Raw genomic sequence first — 22,699 nt, forward strand, 5'->3', positions numbered from 1 at the left:
TTCTTTTTAAGATTTTTCAAAACTTGTGCCAAGGTAAGAAATTCGAATTCATTTCCGTATTTTTGACAACGATGAACAATCATTTTTTTGACTTAATAGAATATACCAATAGAAGCGTCTTTCTGACCGGAAAAGCCGGGACGGGAAAAACGACTTTTCTAAACGATTTTGTAAGACGGACAAAAAAGAAGCATATTGTCATAGCTCCTACCGGAATTGCAGCAATTAATGCAGGGGGAGTTACAATTCACTCCATGTTTGGATTACCGTTGAGAACCTTTCTTCCCACTACAGAAAGGATAGATACCAGTTTGGCTAATAATATTGCTGATCTGATGCCCCATTTCAAATACCGAAAAGATAAACTCAAGCTTTTAAGGGAAGTGGAAATTATCATTATTGATGAGGTTTCGATGCTGAGAGCCGATGTTTTGGATATGATGGATTTTTCTTTACGCTTCATAAGAAGAAATAATCAAAGGTTTGGAGGGGTACAAATGCTATTTATCGGAGACCTGTATCAGCTTCCACCGGTGGTGAGGGATGAGCATATTTTAAAAATGTATTACAACTCACCTTTCTTTTTCGATAGCCACGCCATTAAAGAAATACCGTTGGTCACCATTGAATTGACTAAAGTTTACAGGCAATCCGATCAAGACTTTCTGGAGATTCTTAATGCCATCCGTGACGGAGATGTGGCCAATATCAACTTTGAACATTTGAACGCAAGGTATGATCCCGAATTTGATATGGGAAAAGAATCCTATGTTTACTTGTGCTCTCACAACAAAATGGCAGATGAGATCAACCAGGAAAAGTTGGCAGAAATTAAAGTTGATCCCAAAACATACGAAGCAAAATTGGTAGGTGATTTTAAAGAGAATCAGTTTCCTAATGAACAATTTTTAGAATTAAAAATTGGTGCACAAATTATGTTTATCAGAAATGATATTTCCGGGGAAAAGAAATATTTTAATGGAAAGCTTGGTGAAATCATTGGGCTGGATGAAGATGAAATTCGTGTTGTTCTTGATGAAAGCGAACGGGAAATTATCGTAAAAAGAGAAACATGGGAGCAGAAAAAATACTTTTTGGATGCTGAGAAAAATATCAAAGAAGAAGTATTAGGAAGCTTTGAGCAATTTCCTATAAAACTGGCCTGGGCAGTTACTATCCATAAAAGTCAGGGATTGACATTTGATAAAGTAATTATTGATGCAGGGAAAAGTTTTACGGCAGGTCAGGTATATGTTGCCTTATCCCGTTGCAGAACATTGGAAGGAATTGTTTTAAAGTCTAAAATTACTCCTGAAGTTATTTTTAAAGATAATAGAATTTTAGATTTCCATACAGATACGGTAGCCAATGATCATGTAGAAGCTATTCTGAATCATGAAAAATATGATTACAGTATCCGAAAAGTACTTCGCACACTTGATTGTTTATGGTTTTTACAAGAAGTTGAGAATTGGAATAAACTTTCGGTAGCAACGAAAAATATTGACCATGTTAAAGCCAATCAGCTCTATTTGCAGCTGAAACATGAAAGTACTAATCTCGGAAAGATCTTTGAAAAATTAGAAAGAATAATTTTTCAAAAGGTTAATAATTTTATTGATCAAAAAGAAGAATGGTCTGAAATTGAGAGTAAAACAAAAGGAGCGGTTAATTTCTTCTTTACAGAAACCCGAAATAAAATTTTTGATCCTTTGAAAGATTTTTATGCTGAAATAAAAGGAGCAAAAGGATTAAAACAATACAACGAAGAATTAAAAAACTGGCTGGAAGATATTGAAGAATATTTAAATAGTTTGAAAGATATTTATCTTCTTGAAACGAAACTTCTCGATGAAAAGAATGATAAAGAGATCAGTTTGAAAATTGCTAAAGTACCCTCTCAGGTTTTGACATTCCAATTGTTTGAACAAGGAAAGACCATCGGGGAAATTGCGTTGGAAAGAGGTTTGGTAAAAGAAACCGTTATCGGACATCTTGCTAAGTTTGCAGAGCAAGGTTTATTGGATATTTCAAGAGTGATTACTTCTGATAAAATCAAGGCTTTTGAAACGGAGTTTTATAAAAATCCACATGAAACGTTAACCGAATGGAAAAATGCTTTACCAACTAATTTTGAATTTAATGAAATCAGAATTCTGATTAATCATTTCAACTTTAAAAAACAAAAGGGAGAAGATCATTAAAATCTTCTCCTTTTTTGATTATATTAAGTGTTGTGAAGTTGCAGTATTTTATTTTGGATACATCTTATTAATGGTTGCAATATCTGTATTGGTAAATCCGGTTCTGTTGTAAGTAAAATCACTTCCATCAGCCTTCTGAATCGTAGCTAATCCGTTTTTAGAATATGAAGTAGACCAATACATCATCAATGAATTGATATCAAAAGCTCCAATATCTTCCCCGGAACTATATTTAGAAAAATTCCCCTCCTGGCCACTTTGAATATTATCCCATAAAATATTGACATACTGATCTCTGTCTTGGCGGGTGTGCTCATGATAAAGACCTATACTGTGTCCCATTTCATGCATTACTGAAGGAATAGAAATATACTGGTCCAGAGAAACAACTTGTCTGCCACCTCGATATCCTATATTAGCCCATCCGTCTGCACCTGTTGAACTTCCAAAAATAAAGTCTACATAATTCCATTGTAACCAAGAAGTTTTAGGAACCCATTTAACATTGGTTTTGTCACTATATTCTTTAATAGCTGCGGTAATTTTATCTTTATTGATAGAACCCATATTGCTGGCAATTGTATAATAAACAATTCCTTGTGGCCATCTTGAATAACTAGCACCTCCTTTTTGTTGTTTTGTGTCGTTCCCTGCAAGTTGTTCATCAGTAAGAACAATATCACCCTGGAAAAAGTTCAATCCATCTTTTCTGATGTAGGTAATGTCTTGACCGTTTAAACGTCCTTTTTTAACGTTTTCATTAATAGTAGGTTTTGAAGTTGCTTCTGTAGTCATTTCTTCATTGTTTTTATCACAAGACGATAAAGCAAGAACTGCTAAAAGGGCGAAGGCTTTCGGATATAGTAATCCATTCGATTTTTTTTTCATAATATTTTTTTTTCAACTGTGTTTTTTTATTGACATCAAAATTCGACTATTTTACTTTGTTGTCTTTAACGAATGTAATATTTATTTCTATATTATATGAATTATAAATGTTAAAAATTTATTTTTTTTAAACGATCAATATTTTTTACTTTATTTTATAGCTTATTCTGTTTTAATATGTTGGCTAATAGTGGTTTTTATTGATAATTTAATATTAATGAAAACTATTATTGAGATCATTTTGTTTGATAATAAATAGTTATTGAGATGTAGATTTTTTTAAATAAAATTTTATTGAAACAGAATTCTATTTAAAAAAATACGTAATCTTAAATTGAGAATCATGATGCCGATGAAATTAAAGGAATTCCTATGAACTGATATGAGTTTTTCCGGTGCAATTTTATCCAAAAAAATAAAAGCATAATACAAAAATGGATAATAGTTCTTTTTTTTCAATAGTTTTTTCCTGAATTCATCTATCAATCCTATCAATTACAAAAAGTAACTAAAGCAATTAAGATGTTTTAAATTTGTTTGATTTTTAAATCCCAATTTAGAATTATGAAATTGATAAAGGAGATTTTATATCTTCTTTTAAAAAAATGAATATCTCAATATGAAAAATTTTGAAATTTCTGTTTTGGACCTTGCTCCGGTAAAGCAAGATAAAAGTATTCATGATACTTTTCAGGACAGCTTATCTTTAGCGAATCACACTGAAAATTTAAATTATAAAAGATTTTGGCTGGCCGAACATCATAACATGGAAAGTATTGCAAGTTCTGCTACTTCAGTTTTAATCGGTTTTATTGCTAACGGAACAAAAAAGATCAGAGTAGGTTCCGGAGGAATAATGCTTCCTAATCATAGTTCTTTGATCATTGCAGAACAATTTGGGACACTAGAGTCTCTTTTTCCCGGAAGAATTGACCTTGGTCTGGGAAGGGCTCCGGGAACTGATGGTTTGACAGCTCAGGCACTCGGAAGAAATCCAGCCATTATCAATGAGCAGTTTCCAAGACAAATTTTGGAGCTTCAACGATATTTTTCCAAAGAAAATGCAGATGCAATGGTGCGTGCTATCCCGGGAGAAGGACTAGACATTCCTCTTTATATCTTAGGTTCTAGTACAGACAGTGCCTGGTTAGCGGCTGAACTTGGTTTACCATATGCTTTTGCAGGACACTTTGCTCCTGAACAAATGGAAATGGCTTTTAAAATATACAGAGAGCACTTCGAGCCATCAAAATATTTCACCCAACCTTATATTATTGCCTGCGTAAACGGAATTGCTGCGGAAACATCTGAAGAAGCTCATAAGATTTCTACTACTTTGTTTCAGGCATTTATCAATATTGTAAGAAATGACAGGAAGCCTTTTGCCCCGCCGGTAGATGATATGGACGAAATCTGGTCGCCAATGGAAAAATCTATGGTTTTACAAAAATTGAGATATACTTTTATTGGTGATCAAGCTGAAATTCAGGAAAAACTTAAAGACTTTCAGGAAAGGTTTAGTGTGGATGAACTAATGATTAATTCCCATATTTATGATCATCAAAAAAGAGTAAGGTCTTATGAAATTTTCAGAGCGGCTGTGAACTCTTTATCCAAAGCCTAATAAACGATTCATATTAATTGGCAGATGCTTATTTTTATGAGTATCTTTGCACAAAATAAAAAGTAAAAATGTCTGATATTAAATTAAATACTATTCCAGAGGCTATTGAAGACCTTAAAAATGGTAAAATAATCATAGTAGTAGATGATGAAGACAGAGAGAATGAAGGAGATTTTCTTTGCGCGGCAGAACTGACGACACCGGAAATTATCAATTTTATGGCGCTTCACGGAAGAGGATTAATTTGTATGCCACTTCCTGAAAAAAGATGTGATGAGCTGGGACTTGAGGTTATGGTAAGCCGAAGCAGTGATCCTAAAGAAACAGCGTTTACAGTATCTGTTGACCTTTTAGGAAATGGAACTTCTACAGGTATTTCTGCCGGAGACAGAGCGAAAACAATTTTGGCTTTGATGGATGAGAAATCTAAACCGACAGATTTCATGAGACCAGGGCATATTTTCCCACTTCGTGCCAGAAAAGGAGGAGTGTTAAAAAGAGCTGGTCATACAGAAGCTGCTATCGATCTTACTCATTTAGCAGGTTTAAAAGAAGGAGGAGTAATCTGTGAAATTATGAATGAAGATGGTACAATGTCTCGTTTGCCTGAGCTTCACGCTTTTGCCCAAAAGCATGATATGAAAATCGTTTCTATTGAAGATTTAATTCACTATCAGCTTAAGAAAGGTAACTTAGTGGAAAGACTTGAAGAGAAAAAAGTAAAGACTCATTATGGTGAGTTTGATTTTTATGCTTTCAGAGAAACTTCCAATGATCAGATTCACTTTGCATTAACAAAAGGAGCATGGACGGTAGATGAACCGGTTTTGGTAAGAGTACAGTCTTCAGATTCTTATTTCGATGTATTGACAAGACTGAATAATGGTGAAAAACCTTTATTGGAGAAAGTAACCAATATGGTAAATGAAGCCGGAAAAGGAGCTATTATCTTCATCAATAATGTTTCAAACTCTGAAAATACATTGAGAAAGTTGCAACAGTTCTTAAATTACCAAGATGGTCAGGAGCAACATCCTACTTTAGCGTATAATTATAGAGATTATGGTATTGGAACGCAGATTTTGAAAAATTTGGGGATCAATAAATTTAAAGTAATTACTCAAAATCCTAATATCAAACCTCAGGTTGGAGGATATGATGTGGAGGTTACAGAAATGGTACAATTATAATATCCAATGTGAAGCAATTCACGATGAATAATACAAAAAGGTTTAGGATTTTTCTAAACCTTTTTTTATTTTTAAGCCATGACTGAGTCCTTAAAAAAACACATCAGAGAATACATAAACATTTCAGATGAAAAACTGAATAAATATTGTGATGCTTTTAAACTTCGGAAAATAAAGAAAAAAGACTTTCTTTTACAAGAAGGTAATATTTGTGAGTTCGAAGGATTTGTAGTTAATGGCTGTTTTAAAGTTTCCCATACCGATCAAAACGCTGCCGAACAGATATTATATTTTGGAATTGAAAATTGGTGGATTTCAGATATAGATAGTTTTATCAATCGTATTCCTTCTAAACTTAATATTCAGGCTCTTGAAGACAGTGAAATCCTTCTTATTTCAAAAGAAGATAAAGAAAAATTTTATACAGAAATACCTGAGGTTGAAAGATTGATGAGGCTCAAATTTCAAATGTCAATTATCGCTTTACAACGAAGAATTATCAACAACCTGAGTAAACCTTCAGATGAACGTTACGTTGAATTTCTGAAAGAATATCCAGAAATTGCTTCTCGTCTTACAAACATTCAGATTGCAGCTTATCTTGGAGTTACTCCGGAATTTATAAGCCGTATTCGTAGAAAGATTACGGAGAATAAGTGAGGTAATAATTACAAAAGTCACAAAAGAGTTTATAACTTTTGTGACTTTTGCGATTGAAATTTTCTTAAAGTGATATCTCGTCAAAATTTCTGAAGCCATTCAGAAAATCTTTCACAGTCATTCTTTTTTTACCTTCCAGTTGAAGCTCCTGTGGAAAATAAACTCCGTCTTCAGTATAAATTTTAAACTCGTTTTTCGAAATATCTAAGGTTCCGGCAGGTTTTTCATGGTTTGAAATCTCAAATTTCCCTCCGAATATTTTTAATCCTTTTTCTTCCTCCGCGATTTTTAATATGGTAAAGGCAGCAGGATAAGGTGACATTCCTAAGATAAATTGATGGATTGTTTTTGAAGGAGCTTCCCAATTAATTCGGGTATCTTCTTTAAAAATTTTATAAGCGTTTTTAGGATGTTCCACTTGAGGCTGGGGTTTCTCTTCAATGGCATTTTCAGCGAGGCCATCTAATGTTTTTACTACTAATTTTGAACCCATTACCATAAGTCTGTCATGAAGGCTTCCTGCGTTTTCGTCAGGTAAAATTTCCAGTTCTTCCTGAAGAAGGATATTTCCTTCGTCAATCTTTTCATTAATGAAGAAAGTTGTTGCTCCGGTTCTTTCTTCTCCGTTGATTACGGCATAGTTGATAGGAGCAGCTCCTCTGTAGTCCGGCAATAAAGATGCATGAAGATTGAATGTTCCCATTTTAGGCATTTCAAAAAGAATTTTAGGCATCATTCTGAATGCTACTACTACGAAAACATCGGCATCTAACTTCCTAAGCTCTTCTAAAAATTCCGGATTCCTTAATTTTTCCGGTTGAAAAACAGGAATATGATGTTCCGAAGCATATACTTTTACCGGTGATTGGTGGATCTTTTGTCCCCGTCCGCTAGCTTTGTCTGCAACTGTTACTACACCCACTACTTCATGATGAGATTGATGAATAGCCTCCAAAGAAGTTTTTGCAAACTCAGGAGTACCTAAAAAAACGACTTTCAATGATTTCATAATGCAAAGATAAGTTTTTGGCTCGAGAGTTCTTGTGTGTCGGAGTGTGAGAGTGTGAGGGTTTGAGAGTTTGAGGGTGGGAGAGTTTGAGGGTGGGAGAGTTGGAGAGTTGGAGAGTGAGAGAGTTAGTGTGTGGAGGTGTTTGAGGAAATAAGAATTGAAAAATACTTTAGATCCAAATTAAGTAATGATGACACATTGCCTCATCATCCATCATTCATCACTCATTATTCAAGGCATATGTCCTGAAGTTAACCATTCTTACTTTTCCGGAGTCGAGAAGAAAGATTAGATTTTCTAAAATATTTTCTTTTGAATGATAACTTAATTGTACGGAAAGTTCTTCAATTGTAGAAGGCTTTTTAGCTAATAAATTAATGATCTGTTGAGAAATATTTTTTCCAAAAATAGATTGTTTATTTTTTTCACAAACAGAACATTGGCCACAATTTTTCGAGTTTTTCTCTCCAAAATAAGCCAGGATAAGTTTCATTTTGCAGTAGTCATTATTTTCTGCATAAAATTTCATCTCCTCCCATTTTTGAATTTTGTTTCTTTGGATATGTTCAAAAAGTTTCCAGTAAGCATTATTAATGGCTCTTTCGTCACGAGGTTTTAAGAATTTAATGCTTGATAATGCACCATCAATATATTCCAGATATTTTTTTTGTTGAAGTTCCTTTAAACGCTCCTTAATCAATGGAATACTTACCTCCATTTTATTGCTTACCTGTTGTTCACTAAACATGACTTTGTGAGTGGTAATTCCGGATACGCTGCGCAGAAGAAGCTCTATAAAATGAGCGTCTTTTCGTGGTAACTGATCTATTTCATCGGGTTTTATTAAAAGTTCCAGAGAAGACAGGCTTTTATTATCATTGTAGTAAATGATTTCCTGATTGTGAAGGAAATTAAGAACATTATTGATTTTTGCCTTAGACAATTTTGTGAAGTTCTGTATTCCTAATGTATTTAATTGAAATGTTTTTTCAGGAAGTTCAAATTCAGCAACTTGAAAAATAGAATAGAGATAATTGATGATTTTTAAGAATTCAGCTTTATTAGGGATCTGATTTTTTAAGATCTGGTCGAAATTTAAAAGTTCTTGTTTATTCCAGAGCATAAAGGCAAAGCTGTCCTTTCCGTCTCTTCCTGATCTTCCGATTTCCTGATAATAGTTTTCCAAAGATGCAGCAGGAGAGTAGTGAAGAACAAAGCGAACATTATCTTTATCAATTCCCATCCCAAAAGCATTTGTGGAAATCAGAACATGATTATCACTGCTATTCCAAATGTTTTGTCTCGTATTTTTTTCTTTTGTCGTCAATCCGGCATGAAAGTAATCCACATTTTTCAGCTGATTTTTTTTCAAAAACTCGGCAAGTAGTTCTGCTTCTTTTCTGGTTCTTACGTATACAATCCCTGAGTCGTTGGTGTATTTTAGTATATCAAAAACACGTTGGAATTTATCTGAAACTTCTTCCGTAAAGATTTTAATATTGTCTCTTTTAAAACTTTTTTGAAATACTGAAGGTTTCCTAAGTTCTAGTTTTATTTTGATTTCTTCCAGAACCTTTGGAGTTGCTGTTGCCGTTAATGCTAAACAAGGAATTTCAGGATTATTTTTTCTGAAGTCTTTTATGTTTTGATAACTTGGGCGGAAATCCTGTCCCCATTCTGAAATACAGTGAGCTTCATCAACTGCAATAAAAGAGAGTTGAATATCTTGAATATTTTGAAGAAACTGTGTATTAGTGAGTCGTTCAGGAGATATATATAATAGTTTCGTAAGCCCTTCCTTGCAACGGCCATAAATAGCCTCTGCATCATACTCATCCAATTCTGAAGACAGGTATTCTGCTTCTATGCCACGAAACTTAAGTTGATTCACCTGATCTTTCATCAAAGCAAGCAAAGGAGAAATAACAAGGCAGGTTCCTTCTTTTAATAAAGCAGGAAGCTGATAACATAAAGATTTTCCTGCTCCTGTTGGGAGTAGAACTAATGTATCCTTTTCAGTTATAACTGAATTGATAATTTCTTCCTGAGAATCCCTGAAGACTGTATAGCCCCAGAAATACTTAAGAGTATCATACTTTAACTTTTGAAAATCTTGCGGAGAAATCATGCTGTAAAAATAAGGAAAGTATCAAAACAAAAAAAGTCACGCATTGCGTGACTTTCATATAATAAATTAATAAGTTTATTATTTAGCTTCGAAGTAAACTCTTCTGTTTGCTCTGTTTTTCCATTCAGGGCATTTAGTAGCTGGCTCACATTCAGGATATTTAAGGTCTCTTTTACCTTTTCCTACAGCGTTTAGCTTACCATTTTGAACACCGTTTTTGATTAGGTAGTTCTTCACATTATTAGCTCTTCTTTGTGATAATTTTAAGTTGTAAGCATCAGTACCTCTTGTATCAGTAGCTCCGATTACATTGTAAGAACCATTTGAAGAATTAATATAGTTTACAGCATTATTTAAGATTGGAGTATTTGATGGTAAAATTCTGTCAGAATTTAAATCAAACTCAATTCCTTCTAGCTTAGTTTCTGTTTCTATTACAGGTCCTGTTGTTGTAGGACAACCATTGTTCTCAACTGGTCCAGGAACTGTTACACACTTATCGTAAAGGTCAATAACACCATCTAAGTCTGTGTCAAGAGCAACTCCGGCACCGTCCACTCTTGCTCCTGCAGGAGTGTCAAGTTGTCTGTCCCAATCGTCGCATACACCATCGTTATCAGCATCTCCTTTTTTACATACTTCGATATCTTGGTTTTTATTTGCTAAAACATCAAGCTTGTAGTAGATTTCCTGAAGCGGATCATGCCACATTAAGTGAGATTCGTGTTTTCCTAATTTTAGAGATACCCCTAAAGTAGCGTTAAAGAAGTTATCAGAAACTTGTGAAGAACGTCTGTTGATAGCGCTATATGGATCACCTCCACCATCAAATGTATCATCACCGGTGATGACATACATTAATCTACCTTCAATATCTATTCTTCTGCTAACTTTATACTTTAACCCGGCACCAGCCTGAGCAAACATAGATCCAAGTTTGAAAGGTTTCACTTCAGTCATCAATCTCTGACCATTAATGTCTTTTTGATATGCTCTATAGGCAAGTGTTCCCACACCAGCATATCCGTGTAAAGCCCATCTGAAAGGAGAGTGGTTGTCAACTCTTCTCAAAAGGTTTGAGAAATTGATATCTCCTAAGATCGAGATCGCATCATACTGAGTTCTCCCACCTACTGCAGTTGCATCAGGTGCTGCATCTTTAGTATTGAACCATCCTTGTCTTGTTTCTCCTCTGTCATATTGTAATTTTAAACCAAAAGCATGAGTGATTGCTTTATCAATACTTACATAAGCAGAGTATCCAAAAAGGTTTTTACCATTACCATTTTTGATAGACGTTAAATCAGCTGATTGCATAAGAGGAACTCCGGCACCGGCTGAAATCGACCAGTCATTAAATCTCTTCGATTGATTGGTAAATGGGGAAACATTGGCAGACCCAGAAGAAAATGTATTTGGGTACTCTCCCTTTGAAACTGCCGTTGAGTCTTGTGCATAACTCGCAGTAGGAATCGCTAAAGTTAATGCAACAATTGCTAAACTTAATTTCATAGTGTTATTTTTTTAAGTTAAGTTATTTTAAATGATTTTTTTTGCTAAATATGATTTTTGTGTTGATTTTTTTTAAAAGGAGTTTATGGTGTTTAGATAATTCCAGAACGTATTCCCCCTAAAATGATATAAAGGTATGTAAAATATTTCGTAGTAGAAAAAAAAAAACCGAAAAGAACAATTCTTTTCGGTTTTTTATATTATTAAGAAATTATTTTTTCTTTTTCTTAGCCGCAGCTTTTTTAGCGGTAGCTTTTTTCGCAGGTTTTTTTACAGGAGCGTCTTCATAATCTTTCTTTGTGATAGAATTCCATTCAGAACCTTCTATAAATCTTACTGTTACTTTTCTGTCTGCTAATCTTTCAGCGTCTGAAGCTGAAGCAGGAATTTTAGCTTCTGCTGAACCTACACCTCTTGATTTTAGTACAGTTTCATTTACACCTCTACTTTCTAATGCACCTACTACGGCAGCTGCTCTTTCTTTAGATAATCTAAGGTTGTAAGCTGCATTTCCTTTAATATCAGTGTGTCCTGTTAGTAAATAATTACCTCCATTCTCTTTGATAATTGAAGCTGCTAAGTCTAATTTACTATTAGATTCAGGTCTGATAGTAGCTTTATTAAAGTTGAAGTAAATATCTTTTAATGTTTTTTCTACTTCTACTGCAGTTTGATTATTATCTTTTTTCACTGGACAACCATTGTTTTCAACTGGTCCAGGAACTGTTACACACTTATCGTAAAGATCAATAACACCATCTAAGTCTGTGTCAAGAGCAACTCCGGCACCGTCCACTCTTGCTCCTGCAGGAGTATCAAGTTGTCTGTCCCAATCGTCACATACACCATCGTTATCAGCATCTCCTTTTTTACATACTTCGATATCTTGCTTCTTATTAGCTAAAACATCAAGCTTGTAATAGATTTCCTGAAGCGGATCATGCCACATTAAGTGAGAGTCATGTTTTCCTAGTTTGAATGAAAGACCTAAAGTAGCGTTAAAGAAGTTATCAGAAACTTGTGAAGAACGTCTGTTGACAGCGCTATATGGATCACCTCCACCATCAAATGTATCATCACCGGTGATGACATACATTAATCTACCTTCAATATCAACTCTTCTGTTAACTTTGAACTTTAAACCGGCACCAGCCTGAGCAAACATAGATCCAAGTTTGAAAGGCTTCACTTCAGTCATTAGTCTCTGACCTGTAATATCTTTTTGATATGCTCTGTAAGCAATTGTTCCCACACCAGCATATCCGTGTAAAGCCCATCTGAAAGGAGAGTGGTTATCAACTCTTCTCAAAAGGTTTGAGAAATTGATATCTCCTAAGATCGAGATCGCATCGTACTGAGTTCTTCCAGCTACTGCAGTTGCATCAGGTGCTGCATCTTTAGTATTGAACCATCCTTGTCTTGTTTCTCCTCTGTCATATTGTAAATTGATCCCAAAAGCATGAGTGATCGCTTTATCAACACTTACATAAGCAGAATATCCAAAAAGGTTCTTACCATTACCATTCTTGATTGATGTTAAATCAGCTGATTGCATAAGAGGAACTCCGGCACCCACTGAAATAGACCAGTCGTTAAATCTTTTTGATTGATTATTGAATGGAGAAACATTAGCAGAGCCAGAAGTGAATGTATTTGGATATTGTCCACTCGATGCTGCTGTTGTGTCTTGTGCATAGCTGGCAGTAGGGATTGCCAATGCTAATGCTGCAATTGTTAAACTTAATTTCATCGTGTATTATTATATGATTTTCTTTTTTTGAAAATGATTTAAACTTTTTTTATTTTTTGATAGGGCATCCGTTGTTTTCAACTGGTCCGGGAACTGTTACACACTTATCGTATAAGTCGATAACACCATCAAGGTCCATATCTAAAGCGACACCAGCTCCGTCTACTCTTGCTCCTGCAGGAGTATCTAACTGTCTGTCCCAATCGTCGCAAACTCCGTCATTGTCTGCATCTCCTTTTTCGCAAACAACAAGATCAGTAGATGCATTTTCTAAAACGCTTGTTTTATAGTATGCTTCCTGAAGTGGATCATGCCATGCTAAATGAGATAGTTGTTTTCCTAGTTTGAAAGACGCACCTAAAGATACTGTCCAAGCGTTGTAAGATCTTTTGTTGTTAAGGATAGTGTATCTGTATCCTGATTCTACAGGATTTTTCGGATCATAACTTGAATTATTCCATCCACTTCCATCAAATGATTGCTCACCACTGATTAAATACATGGTTCTTGCTTCAATGTCAATAAGTGGCGAAACGTTATATTTCACACCTAACCCCAATTGATAAAATACAGAGCCTAAGTCAAGTTCTTTTTTAACAAATAATGGAACTCTTTTTGGAGCATCACTCCATCTGTTTCGATCATTGTCATGCAGGGAAGTTCTGTACGCTTGAAGCCCGAGTCCACCATAACCATGGAAAGCCCAACGGTATGGAGAATGATTATCTACTCTTCTTAATAAATTAGAAAAATTAATATCTCCTAATAAAGAAACTTGATCAAACTGTGTTGTAGCAGTTGCTACGCCCGCCAATTGTCCCGGTACACCAGGAAGCTGACCTGTTTGTTTTGTTTCTCCTCTCATGTACATAAGGCTTACACCAAAAGTATGTGTAATCTGCTTGTCAATACTTACGTAAGCATTATATCCCCAATTTACCTTGTCTTTATTAATAGACGTAAGAGCAGAGTGTACCATAAATGCAGGACCTCCTCCAACAGAAATAGACCAGTCTCTGAAGCGTCTGGCTTTGTTATCAAAAGGTTGTACATTTGCGGAACCCGAAGAAAAGGTATTTGGGTACTCAGTAGAAGAGTTTACTGTAGTGCTGCTATTGCTATTCTGAGCGAAAGCTGCAATTGGCAAGGTTGTAGCCAATAATAATAAACCTAATTTCATACAATATGTTTTATGTTTTAAATAAAATCTTTTAATAATATTCTGGAAAAATCCCTTTCAAAAAGATGTTTTTTATGAGGGATTTCTAATCTTTCTGATTTAAAATTTAATTCATTATACTTAATAATATCAATATCTATAATTCTGTCGCAATAGCCACCAGATACTTTTGAATCATTAACCCTTCCCATTTCAGCCTCAATTTTTTTTATACTATCAAGCAGCTGAATTGGTGAAAGATGCGTGAATATTATAGTTGCAATATTACAAAAAATATTGGAACTGACAAATTCTACGGGATCAGATATTAAAAATTCGCTTATTTGTGAAATTTCATTCCCCGCATCACGTATTTTACTGATTGCGAGTTCTAAATTTTTTTTTTGATCTCCAAGGTTACTTCCGAGTAACAAAATGACCTTATGTTGCGACATATTGGAAAATTGATTGAATTATGAGAAGTTTCTTTAAAAATGTTTTGGCAAATATAGTAGCAATAATCATACTTTGCGCTTTATTTTTCATCTTTTTCATTATGATGCTTGTGTTCAGCTCTATGGGGAATGATAAGTCGGTGGTGGTGAAAAAGAACTCTGTTCTTACGATTAATTTAAAAACACATATCATAGATAGTCCTACTGAAGAAGAAATGGGACTGTTTGGAATCAGTAACCAAAATAAAAGCATTCTTTTATATGATGTGCTGGAAGCTATCAATAAGGCTAAAACAGATGATAATATCAAAGGAATTAGTATTGAAACGGATGACGTAAATGCAGGTTTAACACAAATTGATGATCTTAGGAATGCTATAGCAGACTTTAAGAAAAGCGGAAAATTTGTTTATGCTTATGGAAATGGTGTTTCACAATCCGCATATTATTTAGGATCGGTAGCGGATCAATATTATCTTAACCCTGCAGGTGGTATAGAACTAAAGGGGCTTTCTACAGAGGTAACATTCTTTAAAGATTTTGCTGATAAATATGGAATCGGTATTGAAGTTATCCGTCATGGTAAATTTAAATCTGCGGTTGAACCTTTTTTAAGGAATGATATTTCACCGGAAAATAAGGAACAATTAAGTACTCTTTTGAATGATCTTTGGAAGAATACATCTAATAAAATGGCTGCATCAAGAAAGATTGATACGGCTCAATTTAAAATGATTGTGGATAGCTTATATGGTATGATCCCTGAACAAGGATTAAAATACAGACTTGCGGATAAACTTATTCAAAAGGGAGAATATGAAGATTTGATCAAATCGAAATTAAGTTTGAAAGAAAAAGAAAAATTGAATAAGATTTCATTAAACAATTATATAAGTTCCTATGCTGATGAAGATAAGTCAGGAGAAAAAGTAGCCATACTGTATGCTTCCGGATCTATTAATGGTGGAGATGGGTATAATGATATCAACTCTGAAAAATATGTAAAATATATTAAACAACTTCAGGATGATGACAAGGTAAAAGCAGTTGTCTTTAGGATCAATTCTCCGGGAGGAAGCGCTAATGCTTCAGATGAGATTTTGTTTGAACTACAACAATTGAAAAAGAAGAAGCCTTTGGTTGTTTCTTTTGGAGACTATGCTGCTTCAGGTGGATATTATATTGCTATGGCGGCCGATAAAATTTATTCAGAGCCTAATACTCTTACCGGTTCTATCGGAGTTTTTGGCGTGATGCCTTATTATAAAGATATTGCGAATAAAAATGGAATCCGCTCAGATATTGTTGCTACGAATGCCAACTCGATGTATTATTCAGGTTTAAATGGAGTAACACCTTATGGCGTTAATATGATGACCAGAAGTGTAGAAGGTACTTATAAGAGATTTGTACATTTTGTGACACAAAACAGAAAACAGACTTTTGAGCAAATTGATAATGTAGGTGGAGGTAGAGTATGGAGTGGAGCTCGTGCTAAACAAATAGGCTTGGTTGATGAGTTGGGAACACTAAATGATGCGGTTAAATTTGCAGCACAAAAAGCAGGTTTGAAATCTTATAATGTCGCTTCATATCCTAAGAGAATGTCGCCTTTCGAACAAATTTTCAAAGACTTGAACGAAGAGGATGTTTCAGCAAGAATTATTAAAAATAAAATAGGAAAATCCAACTATGAAATTTTACAACAGATTACAGATAAGAAATTACAGTCTGAAGTAAAAATGGAAATGCCTTACCAAATTAAAATAAACTAACTAAATTATATTGTACACAAAAATCCCGGGTCTGAATTTCAGATCCGGGATTTTATTTTTTATTAGCGCTAACTTTTCTTCGTGGCCATTCCGTAAATCCAAAGGATAATCAAAGCCCCTCCGATGGCGAGAATCCAGCTTTTTGGATTCCAGAATGAAGTGACATCTCCCCAGTGTAGAACGTAAACTCCTATAGCTCCTCCTACAAATGCTCCTAAAATTCCAAGGATAATGGTAATCAACCATCCTCCTCCCTGTGTGCCGGGCATGATCATTTTAGCGATTGCACCTGCAATAAGACCGAATAAGATCCATGTTAAAATTCCCATAGTTGCAAATTTTTTAATTGTTAATATTTAAAATTGATTTGTTTACTAATATAAGGGAAAACATGATATAAATCATCTTTTCTTGAAGAATGAGTCTACAAATTCCGTACCATTAAAAAGTTGTAAATCTTGCATTTTTTCGCCTACACCAATATATTTTACAGGAATTTGGAATTGGTCGGAAATCCCGATAACAACACCTCCTTTGGCTGTTCCGTCTAATTTTGTTACAGCTAGTGCGTTTACTTCCGTAGCTGCTGTAAACTGTTTTGCCTGCTCAAATGCGTTTTGCCCGGTAGAACCATCCAATACTAATAAAATCTCGTGTGGAGCATCAGGAATCACCTTTTGCATTACTCTCTTGATTTTAGAAAGTTCGTTCATCAGGTTTATTTTATTGTGTAACCTTCCGGCAGTATCAATGATGACAACATCTGCATTTTGTGCTACTGCACTCTGTACCGTATCAAATGCTACGGAAGCAGGATCGGATCCCATTCCTTGCTTTACAATAGGAACATCCACTCTTTCGCTCCAGATGGTAAGCTGATCAACAGCGGCTGCTCTAAAAGTATCAGCTGCTCCCAGTACCACTTTTTTTCCTTCTGATTTGAATTGGTGGGCTAATTTACCAATGGTGGTTGTTTTTCCTACACCATTTACTCCTACAACCATGATGACATACGGTTTTTTAGAAGTATCGATATTTCCTGTTCCAGCGTGAGGATTTTCAAGCAATAGCCCGGAAATTTCTTCACGAAGAATTTTATCCAGTTCGTTTACCCCCACATATTTGTCTCTGGCAACACGCTCTTCAATTCTTTCTATGATTTTGATAGTGGTAGAGGCTCCTACATCAGATGCAATTAATACTTCTTCCAGATCATCCAGTACTTCATCATCTACTTTGCTTTTACCGACTACGGCTTTCGTCATTTTTTCAAAGAAACCCTGACTGGATTTTTCCAATCCTTTGTCTAATGTTTCTTTTTCTTCCTTTTTGAAAATATTTTTAAACCAACTCATAGTTTTAGTTTATTCTTATTTATTTTTAATAACAGCTGTGGCTTCTATTTCTATAAGCACATCATTTCTGAAAAGTTTGCTTACTTCTACGAGACTGCTCACAGGCGGGTTTTGAAGGTTAATATATAAATCCCTGACCTTTCTAAAATCCGGGGTTTGAGAAATATCTGTTATAAAGATTCCCAGTTTTATAATGTCATTTCCTGTGCCTCCGTATTCTTTCAGAATATTCTCAATATTTTTGAAAATCTGGAGTGATTGTTCTTCTACATTATTGCCAACCAGATTTCCTTCAGCATCTAAAGGTACCTGTCCGGATAAAAGAATCATTTTGTAATTTCCGCAGTCAATACTTACTGATTGTGATAATCCTTTAATGCTGAAAACTTTTGGTGAACTTTTATATTCTATTGGATTCATTGTTTTCTGACTGAATGAAAATAGAAAAAATACTGTGCAAACCAGAGCAAGAATCTTTTTCATATTTTACTGATTAATAATCTGGTGAGCAAAGATAACAAAAAAACTACTCAAAAAATGAGTAGTTTTTTATATTGTAAATAAAGTGTTGATTATTTTTTTAAATAACCATCAACTTCATCAGCATTCATTACTTTTTCTTCGAAAACGTAAGCTCCTGATTTAGAAGACTTAATCATTTTCACAACTTTAGTCATTTTCTTAGACTGACCGCTTTGTAGGGTTGCTACTACTTTCTTTGCCATTGTAAATTATATTTATAAATTACTTGATTTCTTTGTGAACAGTATATTTCTTAAGAACAGGATTATACTTTTTAAGTTCTAATCTCTCAGTTGTGTTCTTTTTATTTTTTGTAGAAATGTATCTAGACATTCCTGGCATACCGCTTTCTTTGTGCTCTGTACATTCAAGGATTACTTGAACTCTGTTTCCTTTTTTTGCCATGATTCAATTACTTTTTAATCAATCCGTTTCTTACAGCTCTTTCTAGAGCTTCTTCGATTCCAATCTTGTTAATCACTCTCAATCCATGAGCTGATACTTTCAGTGTTACGTGCTTATCTTGCTCTGGAAGGTAAAACTTCTTCTCTAATAAGTTAATTTCAAAACGACGCTTCGTTTTGTTATTAGCGTGAGAAACGTTGTTACCAACCATTGCACGCTTTCCTGTTATTTGGCAAATTCTTGACATATCTCGATGTTCTTATTTGTATAATATTTGAGAGTGCAAAATAACGAAGAATTTTTTAGATAGACAAATCTTTTGGAAAATATTTGCAAATAACTGGCTGATTAATAATATTGATTTTTAAAATAGCAGAATCCTTGGGATATAGCGATAGATGGGGCCTGATATATTTCATACAGGCTCTCCGCGAAGGTTTTGAATTAATCTTCTATCTTTGTTTTTAATTAATCTAAATAAAAATAATATGAAAAGAATCTACATTTTATTATCTATGATCCCTTTAGGGCTAACGGCACAAAGTTTCACTGAAGTACAGACAGGGATCAATAATTTTTATTATTCCTCTGCTGACATTGCTGATATAGATAATAATGGAACCTTGGATATTGTATTCAACGGAGCTATAGATTCTGATGGTGACGGATACGTGGATGGAACTTTTAATGAGGTTTATAAAAATGACGGAACAACGTTTACGGGGTATGCTGATTTGGGCTGGGATGCAACGCACTTGGGAGATATAAAGTTTATAGATTATAATAATGACGGGCTTATGGATATTATTTCTACCGGGCTTAGTTATATGGATATTGTTAATTATAAACATTATCGTTTTAGAAATACAGGAACAGGTTTTATAAAAGAAGATGTACTTCAGGGAAAAGTTTATGGTTCGATGGAGGTTTTTGATTTTAATCATGACGGAAAACCGGATTATGCAATCAATGGAACTCAATTTGGTCATGGAGGAGGTTTTAGAAATACATTGGATTTGTATCAAAATACAGGTTCGGGGTTTGATATGACAGAGAACTGGGTAGATGGAACTCAAAATGGAAGTTTTAAAGTAGTAGATCTGAATAATGATAATCTGCTGGATCTTGTTGTTATAGGTTCAGACGTACAAGGAGCTCCTACATCCAAAGTATATATAAATAAAGCCGGTGTACTTACTCATATGCAGAATCTTGAAGCCATGACAAGTGGGAAAATAGATTTTGCAGATTTTAATGGTGATGGATTTCAGGATATTGTTATGATTGGGAAGGATGAAAATGATGAAGGGTATCTCGCTGTTTTAATGAATGACGGAACGGGGATGTTGACGACTCATGTATTGGATGGGCATAATGTATCGGATGCATCTGTAAGTGTAGGTGATTTGAATAATGACGGATATTATGATTTTATCATTTCCGGAAATAAAGATTATAACGCTTTTGTAAAAACATACGTATATGATAATACAGAACAGAAGTTTGTGGAAGGGGTTCCTGTTGGTTTGTATAACTTAGGAGGCCCGGGAATGGTTCAATTGTTTGATTTTAACAACGATCATCACCTTGATGTCATTTTGAGTGGATTTGATTGGTGGAACTCTGCAATGCCATCTTTAACAAAAGTTTTTAAAAATTCTTCTACGGAAGTGAATATGAAGCCAACACCTCCTACAGACTTAAATGTGACCAGAAACGGAAATCGTTTTCAGTTTGCATGGAGTGGCGCTTCTGATGATAAGACACCGGTAAGTGCACTACGATATGAAATCAAAGTAGGTACAACACAAGGAGCTGCGGACATTGCCAAGTATATCGTAACCACACCGTCATGGTATTTGGATCTTGATCCATCCATTCAAAACGTGTTCTGGAGCGTAAGGTCTATTGATGCTTCAAAAGTATATTCAGAACCTTCCACACAAGGTACATTAGGGGTGAAGAATGTTAATCTTGATAGTCAATTTGCTATTTATCCTAATCCGGTTTCTGATAAGGTGTATATTAAAGGGGGAAAAGTTTCAGAAGCAGAAGTGTATGCCATGGATGGAAAGAAGCTGAATATCATTTTAAATAGAGATCAATCTATTGATGTCTCTCATTTGCCTAAAGGAATATATGTATTAAAACTGAAGATAAAAAACGAAATAACCACTAAGAAGCTTACGATTAAGTAATTGAATCATTCTATCTTCTATCAATCAGAAAAGCCAGACGTCCAGCTGGCTTTTCTTTTTTTTTATTTCCCACAGAAGACGCGGATTTGCGCAGATATTTGTGATGATTGGTCATCCGTGTTTAAGAAAAAAATCTGCCTTTATTTGAAGACAAAGTAAAGGCAGATTATATTTTTAAGAATAATGAGATCGCGGTGACTGATGTTCAGGCATTATGCTTTCTTCATTTTTGCCTGAGCCTTTTTTATAAGGTAATAAAATAATAAAAACCCTAATGCGAAAATAGAAAATCTTGAAAGTAGATCTCCGGCTCTGGTATAGAATGTCATCGTATCATAAAGGTTTATTTTGGCAAATAAGGCAGTCTGGTCGCCATAAAAAGTATCGGCTTCAATTTCTCCTTTTGCATTGATGTGGGCGGAAATACCACTGTTGGCAGCTCTTGCAATTTCCCTTCTGGTTTCGATAGCTCTTAATTTTGCATAGGATAGAAGCTGTTTGTGTCCTTCTGTAACGCCCCACCAGGAATCGTTGGTCATGATACCTAAAAAATTAGCTCCTTTTTTTACGTAGTCTGTAACGAACTCACCGTAAATACTTTCATAACAAATAATCGGAGCCATCTTCCCTTTGTTGTATGGATTGGAGAAGGCTATTCTTTCTTTATCTGTACCCAAAGAAGCAACTGTTCCTCCCAGGTTAAGCATTGCATCTCCTAAAATAGGTTTCAATACATTCATATAGGGGAAAATTTCAACACCAGGAACCAGCTTTCCTTTATGATATACCTGTATTTTTTGATTGGGTGCAAGTTGAATGGCTGTATTGTAGCTGGCAACCCAAACTCCCTGATTAATTTGGTAAGCTTCCTTTGGCATTGCCGATGGATTGAAGTAAAGGTGATGTGATGAAATTCCTGTGGCGAAAACGGCACCCGGATGTTTTGATAAAAATCCTTTGACATTGTTGAGTAATAAGCTCTTATCAAAAGCTGTTTCAGAAATGGAACCTCTTCCCGGAAGAGCTGTTTCCGGAGCGATATAGTAATCAATCTTTCCGGTTGAATTTTTTTCGGCGAGGGTTAAAAGATCACTTACAATGGTAAGGCTGTCTTTGGAATATTTTTCTGCATAAGGATCCAGATCAGGTTGTAACATTAATGTATTAACTTGTCCGATTGGTTTTTCATCAAAATTGTTGTATTTGATGATTGAAATAATCATAGGAAGGATAATTAAACCTGCGACAATTACAGTATTTTTAATTAAATCCTTTCTCTTTCTGCCAGCTTCCCAAGTTCTTATGGTATAAAATAATAGTACATTAATCAATAAAATCCAGAAGCTTCCACCGGTTGCTCCTAAGGTATCGTACCATTGAATTAATTTCGGATAGTCTGAAAATACGTTTCCTAAATTCAACCATGGCCAGGTAAGCTCCCAACCCAAATGGAATTTTTCAAAACTCATCCAGATGGCAATAAAGAATGCTAATCCCCAATAGGTTCCTTGTGCATTTTTGTACCAATGATAACATTGAAAAACCAAAGAATATAAAAGAGAGTTGACCAGGACCGGAAATAAAACAGCCATAATGGAATGGCTTCCATCCGGATTTTTTGAGCCATATAACCATCCTGTGGTCACAATATTCCAGATGACGAAACAAAGATAGGAGAGTCCGAAGATCACCCAGCCTTTTCTTTTAAAGTCTGAAAATTTTGAAATTCCATGTTCCATCATTAAGAGAGGAACTAAGGCGAAAAATATAAAAAACGGAACTCCATAAGTTGGCCATGAAACCGACAGCAGCATTGCTGAAATAAGTGTAAGTAAAACGTATTTCATTAAATTATTTTAACATAC

Annotated in this window: 20 protein-coding genes; 6 read left to right on the forward strand and 14 right to left on the reverse strand. The window is 34.8% G+C overall.

Annotated features, from left to right (window positions below):
* Positions 1-71: 71 nt before the first annotated feature.
* On the forward strand, positions 72-2,204 hold the full coding sequence (locus CW752_RS09440; RefSeq protein WP_101239471.1) for a helix-turn-helix domain-containing protein: 2,133 nt from the start codon (positions 72-74) through the stop codon (positions 2,202-2,204).
* Positions 2,205-2,252: 48 nt separating this feature from the next.
* Here the strand turns inward: CW752_RS09440 and CW752_RS09445 are convergent, their stop codons facing one another.
* The gene (locus CW752_RS09445) at positions 2,253-3,092 is read right to left on the reverse strand and encodes a M12 family metallopeptidase (RefSeq protein ID WP_101239472.1); all 840 of its coding nucleotides are present in this window, start codon (positions 3,090-3,092) and stop codon (positions 2,253-2,255) included.
* A 619-nt stretch (positions 3,093-3,711) separates the two neighbouring features.
* On the opposite strand from CW752_RS09445, the gene CW752_RS09450 reads away from it, so the two are divergent.
* The 3 genes from CW752_RS09450 (at position 3,712) to CW752_RS09460 (ending at position 6,566) form a co-directional block, all read left to right on the forward strand.
* Positions 3,712-4,716 (forward strand): LLM class flavin-dependent oxidoreductase, encoded by a 1,005-nt coding sequence (locus tag CW752_RS09450; protein WP_101239473.1) that lies wholly within the window; start codon positions 3,712-3,714, stop codon positions 4,714-4,716.
* A 68-nt stretch (positions 4,717-4,784) separates the two neighbouring features.
* Positions 4,785-5,906 carry a 3,4-dihydroxy-2-butanone-4-phosphate synthase gene (gene ribB / locus CW752_RS09455; protein ID WP_101239474.1) on the forward strand — a complete coding sequence of 374 codons (1,122 nt, stop codon included), beginning with the start codon at positions 4,785-4,787 and terminating at the stop codon, positions 5,904-5,906.
* 78 nt (positions 5,907-5,984) lie between these two features.
* The gene (locus tag CW752_RS09460; RefSeq protein WP_101239475.1) at positions 5,985-6,566 is read left to right on the forward strand and encodes a Crp/Fnr family transcriptional regulator; all 582 of its coding nucleotides are present in this window, start codon (positions 5,985-5,987) and stop codon (positions 6,564-6,566) included.
* Positions 6,567-6,630: 64 nt separating this feature from the next.
* Here the strand turns inward: CW752_RS09460 and fmt are convergent, their stop codons facing one another.
* The 6 genes from fmt to folK all read right to left on the reverse strand — a co-directional run bounded on the left by fmt (position 6,631) and on the right by folK (position 14,579).
* Positions 6,631-7,575 (reverse strand): methionyl-tRNA formyltransferase, encoded by a 945-nt coding sequence (gene fmt, locus CW752_RS09465; protein WP_101239476.1) that lies wholly within the window; start codon positions 7,573-7,575, stop codon positions 6,631-6,633.
* 220 nt (positions 7,576-7,795) lie between these two features.
* Positions 7,796-9,703 carry an ATP-dependent DNA helicase RecQ gene (locus CW752_RS09470; RefSeq protein ID WP_101239477.1) on the reverse strand — a complete coding sequence of 636 codons (1,908 nt, stop codon included), beginning with the start codon at positions 9,701-9,703 and terminating at the stop codon, positions 7,796-7,798.
* A gap of 78 nt (positions 9,704-9,781) precedes the next feature.
* Positions 9,782-11,215 carry an OmpA family protein gene (locus CW752_RS09475; protein WP_101239478.1) on the reverse strand — a complete coding sequence of 478 codons (1,434 nt, stop codon included), beginning with the start codon at positions 11,213-11,215 and terminating at the stop codon, positions 9,782-9,784.
* A gap of 211 nt (positions 11,216-11,426) precedes the next feature.
* The gene (locus CW752_RS09480) at positions 11,427-12,965 is read right to left on the reverse strand and encodes an OmpA family protein (RefSeq protein ID WP_101239479.1); all 1,539 of its coding nucleotides are present in this window, start codon (positions 12,963-12,965) and stop codon (positions 11,427-11,429) included.
* A gap of 49 nt (positions 12,966-13,014) precedes the next feature.
* On the reverse strand, positions 13,015-14,145 hold the full coding sequence (locus CW752_RS09485; RefSeq protein WP_101239480.1) for a flagellar motor protein MotB: 1,131 nt from the start codon (positions 14,143-14,145) through the stop codon (positions 13,015-13,017).
* 17 nt (positions 14,146-14,162) lie between these two features.
* Entirely contained in the window at positions 14,163-14,579 is a 417-nt protein-coding gene (gene folK, locus CW752_RS09490; RefSeq protein WP_101239481.1) for a 2-amino-4-hydroxy-6-hydroxymethyldihydropteridine diphosphokinase, read from the reverse strand.
* Positions 14,580-14,599: 20 nt separating this feature from the next.
* On the opposite strand from folK, the gene sppA reads away from it, so the two are divergent.
* Positions 14,600-16,354, forward strand: a complete 1,755-nt coding sequence (gene sppA / locus CW752_RS09495) for a signal peptide peptidase SppA (RefSeq protein ID WP_101239482.1) — start codon at positions 14,600-14,602, stop codon at positions 16,352-16,354.
* Between the two features lie 68 nt (positions 16,355-16,422).
* On the opposite strand, the gene CW752_RS09500 is transcribed toward sppA, so the two are convergent.
* The 6 genes from CW752_RS09500 to rpmB form a co-directional block, all read right to left on the reverse strand.
* Positions 16,423-16,683: a GlsB/YeaQ/YmgE family stress response membrane protein gene (locus CW752_RS09500; protein ID WP_101239483.1), complete on the reverse strand. Its 261-nt coding sequence runs from the start codon at positions 16,681-16,683 to the stop codon at positions 16,423-16,425.
* 72 nt (positions 16,684-16,755) lie between these two features.
* The gene (gene ftsY, locus CW752_RS09505) at positions 16,756-17,709 is read right to left on the reverse strand and encodes a signal recognition particle-docking protein FtsY (protein WP_002976753.1); all 954 of its coding nucleotides are present in this window, start codon (positions 17,707-17,709) and stop codon (positions 16,756-16,758) included.
* Positions 17,710-17,724: 15 nt separating this feature from the next.
* Entirely contained in the window at positions 17,725-18,192 is a 468-nt protein-coding gene (locus CW752_RS09510) for a RidA family protein (protein WP_101239484.1), read from the reverse strand.
* An 89-nt stretch (positions 18,193-18,281) separates the two neighbouring features.
* Positions 18,282-18,434 carry a DUF4295 domain-containing protein gene (locus CW752_RS09515; RefSeq protein ID WP_073175385.1) on the reverse strand — a complete coding sequence of 51 codons (153 nt, stop codon included), beginning with the start codon at positions 18,432-18,434 and terminating at the stop codon, positions 18,282-18,284.
* 19 nt (positions 18,435-18,453) lie between these two features.
* Positions 18,454-18,636 (reverse strand): 50S ribosomal protein L33, encoded by a 183-nt coding sequence (rpmG, locus tag CW752_RS09520; protein ID WP_053327078.1) that lies wholly within the window; start codon positions 18,634-18,636, stop codon positions 18,454-18,456.
* Positions 18,637-18,643: 7 nt separating this feature from the next.
* Complete coding sequence (rpmB, locus tag CW752_RS09525) at positions 18,644-18,883, reverse strand: 50S ribosomal protein L28 (protein WP_007841810.1); 240 nt, start codon at positions 18,881-18,883, stop codon at positions 18,644-18,646.
* A 241-nt stretch (positions 18,884-19,124) separates the two neighbouring features.
* Here rpmB and CW752_RS09530 point away from each other — a divergent pair, with 241 nt between their 5' ends.
* Positions 19,125-20,834 (forward strand): T9SS type A sorting domain-containing protein, encoded by a 1,710-nt coding sequence (locus CW752_RS09530; RefSeq protein WP_228401699.1) that lies wholly within the window; start codon positions 19,125-19,127, stop codon positions 20,832-20,834.
* Positions 20,835-21,046: 212 nt separating this feature from the next.
* Here CW752_RS09530 and lnt read toward each other — a convergent pair whose 3' ends face one another.
* Complete coding sequence (gene lnt / locus CW752_RS09535) at positions 21,047-22,681, reverse strand: apolipoprotein N-acyltransferase (RefSeq protein ID WP_101239485.1); 1,635 nt, start codon at positions 22,679-22,681, stop codon at positions 21,047-21,049.
* Positions 22,682-22,699 lie beyond the last annotated feature (18 nt).

Source organism: Chryseobacterium sp. PMSZPI (assembly GCF_002835665.1).
In the GTDB taxonomy this organism is placed as follows: Bacteria; Bacteroidota; Bacteroidia; order Flavobacteriales; family Weeksellaceae; genus Chryseobacterium.

What these genes read in the sequence shown, in the direction of transcription:
- CW752_RS09450 (WP_101239473.1), top strand. Translation starts at nt 3,712, where the DNA reads ATGAAAAATTTTGAAATTTCTGTTTTGGACCTTGCTCCGGTAAAGCAA.
- CW752_RS09470 (WP_101239477.1), bottom strand. Translation starts at nt 9,703, where the DNA reads ATGATTTCTCCGCAAGATTTTCAAAAGTTAAAGTATGATACTCTTAAG.
- fmt (WP_101239476.1), bottom strand. Translation starts at nt 7,575, where the DNA reads ATGAAATCATTGAAAGTCGTTTTTTTAGGTACTCCTGAGTTTGCAAAA.
- CW752_RS09460 (WP_101239475.1), top strand. Translation starts at nt 5,985, where the DNA reads ATGACTGAGTCCTTAAAAAAACACATCAGAGAATACATAAACATTTCA.
- CW752_RS09440 (WP_101239471.1), top strand. Translation starts at nt 72, where the DNA reads ATGAACAATCATTTTTTTGACTTAATAGAATATACCAATAGAAGCGTC.
- ftsY (WP_002976753.1), bottom strand. Translation starts at nt 17,709, where the DNA reads ATGAGTTGGTTTAAAAATATTTTCAAAAAGGAAGAAAAAGAAACATTA.
- sppA (WP_101239482.1), top strand. Translation starts at nt 14,600, where the DNA reads ATGAGAAGTTTCTTTAAAAATGTTTTGGCAAATATAGTAGCAATAATC.
- lnt (WP_101239485.1), bottom strand. Translation starts at nt 22,681, where the DNA reads ATGAAATACGTTTTACTTACACTTATTTCAGCAATGCTGCTGTCGGTT.
- CW752_RS09480 (WP_101239479.1), bottom strand. Translation starts at nt 12,965, where the DNA reads ATGAAATTAAGTTTAACAATTGCAGCATTAGCATTGGCAATCCCTACT.
- rpmG (WP_053327078.1), bottom strand. Translation starts at nt 18,636, where the DNA reads ATGGCAAAAAAAGGAAACAGAGTTCAAGTAATCCTTGAATGTACAGAG.
- CW752_RS09500 (WP_101239483.1), bottom strand. Translation starts at nt 16,683, where the DNA reads ATGGGAATTTTAACATGGATCTTATTCGGTCTTATTGCAGGTGCAATC.
- CW752_RS09515 (WP_073175385.1), bottom strand. Translation starts at nt 18,434, where the DNA reads ATGGCAAAGAAAGTAGTAGCAACCCTACAAAGCGGTCAGTCTAAGAAA.
- CW752_RS09510 (WP_101239484.1), bottom strand. Translation starts at nt 18,192, where the DNA reads ATGAAAAAGATTCTTGCTCTGGTTTGCACAGTATTTTTTCTATTTTCA.
- ribB (WP_101239474.1), top strand. Translation starts at nt 4,785, where the DNA reads ATGTCTGATATTAAATTAAATACTATTCCAGAGGCTATTGAAGACCTT.
- folK (WP_101239481.1), bottom strand. Translation starts at nt 14,579, where the DNA reads ATGTCGCAACATAAGGTCATTTTGTTACTCGGAAGTAACCTTGGAGAT.
- CW752_RS09475 (WP_101239478.1), bottom strand. Translation starts at nt 11,215, where the DNA reads ATGAAATTAAGTTTAGCAATTGTTGCATTAACTTTAGCGATTCCTACT.
- CW752_RS09445 (WP_101239472.1), bottom strand. Translation starts at nt 3,092, where the DNA reads ATGAAAAAAAAATCGAATGGATTACTATATCCGAAAGCCTTCGCCCTT.
- CW752_RS09485 (WP_101239480.1), bottom strand. Translation starts at nt 14,145, where the DNA reads ATGAAATTAGGTTTATTATTATTGGCTACAACCTTGCCAATTGCAGCT.
- rpmB (WP_007841810.1), bottom strand. Translation starts at nt 18,883, where the DNA reads ATGTCAAGAATTTGCCAAATAACAGGAAAGCGTGCAATGGTTGGTAAC.
- CW752_RS09530 (WP_228401699.1), top strand. Translation starts at nt 19,125, where the DNA reads ATGAAAAGAATCTACATTTTATTATCTATGATCCCTTTAGGGCTAACG.